This window comes from Anaerophaga thermohalophila str. Valhall (assembly GCF_000250735.1).
In the GTDB taxonomy this organism is placed as follows: Bacteria; Bacteroidota; Bacteroidia; order Bacteroidales; family Marinilabiliaceae; genus Anaerophaga; species Anaerophaga thermohalophila_A.
Genome location: NZ_AHZV01000062.1, coordinates 1 through 1,213, shown reverse-complemented (window position 1 = coordinate 1,213; position 1,213 = coordinate 1). Strand labels below are relative to the sequence as shown.

Annotated in this window: 2 protein-coding genes; both read left to right on the top strand. The window is 37.8% G+C overall.

The features are described from left to right. The first annotated feature begins 33 nt into the window (after nucleotides 1-33). Entirely contained in the window at nucleotides 34-549 is a 516-nt protein-coding gene (locus OQ5_RS0102720) for an OmpH family outer membrane protein (RefSeq protein WP_016776020.1), read from the top strand. 94 nt (nucleotides 550-643) lie between these two features. Beyond that, nucleotides 644-1,183, top strand: a complete 540-nt coding sequence (locus tag OQ5_RS0102715; protein ID WP_016776019.1) for an OmpH family outer membrane protein — start codon at nucleotides 644-646, stop codon at nucleotides 1,181-1,183. Nucleotides 1,184-1,213: the final 30 nt, after the last annotated feature.

Sequence of the window (1,213 nt, the reverse complement as noted above, 5' to 3'; positions counted from 1 at the left end):
AAAATAAAATTTTAAATTGAAAAATATATTGTTATGAGAAGAGTTACATCCATTACCCTTATAAGCCTGTTTTTAATTTTTTCCGGGCGTATAAATGCTCAGGAACTTAAGTTTGGTCATGCCAATATACAGGAAATAATGAGAGCAATGCCCGAATTTAAAGAGATGCAGGAGACCATGGAGGCAGAGTATGATAAACTCGAAAACCAACTTGCTACTATGCAGGAAGAATATCAAAAAATGGAACAGGATTACCTGCAGAATGCTGAAACGCTTGGAGCTCTTGAACGCCAGCAAAAAGAGCAGCAACTAATGGAAACCTCCCGGAAAATTCAAACGTTTTATCAATCCTCTCAGGAAAATTTGTCGCAGAAACAGCAGCAATTACGGCAGCCTATTATGGAAAAACTGAGAGATGCCATTGATGAGATAGGTGAGGAAGGCGGATTTATTTATATATTTGCTGAGAATTCAGGAGCTACTGTATATCAATCTGACCAGAGTATTGATGTAACGGAGCAAGTGAAAAATAAACTTGGCATAAACTAGTTTTATTCGAATGAAACGAGTCCCGATTACTCCCCGATAAATAGGGGAAGGCAGGGATGAGTTCCAACCGACCTTAAAAATAAAATTTATACGGATGAATATGAAAGTTTTTAAGATTTTTGCTATTGTTTTAATGGTTTCACTGGCAACGGCATCGGCTTCTGTTGCTCAGGAACTTAAATTTGGGCATTTGAATGTTCAGCAATTGATTTCGGAATTGCCGGAAAAGCAGGCAGCCGACAGAGAATTGCAATCCGAAGCTCAAAAGTTGCAAAATCAGTTGCAGGTCATGAGCCAGGAACTTGATGAAAAATATAAGAATTATATGGCCCAGCGTGATTCTCTTTCCGATCTTATCAGGTCAACAAGGGAAAAAGAGATTCAGGATTATGACCAGAGAATCCAGAATTTCAACAAGCTCGCTCAACAATCATTGAGCCAAAAAGAACAGGAGTTATTACAACCCATTATCGAAAAGGTTGAGAAAGCTATTCATGCTGTGGGTGAAGAAAAGGGTTTTATCTATATTTTTGATACGAGTTCGCAGGTTATTTTGTATAATTCCGATCAAAGTGTCGATTGTGAGGAGCTTGTGAAAGCAAAACTTGAAGAGATGAATACTTCCCCTGAGTAGGGATGGAGAAAGGATATTTTAATTTATTAA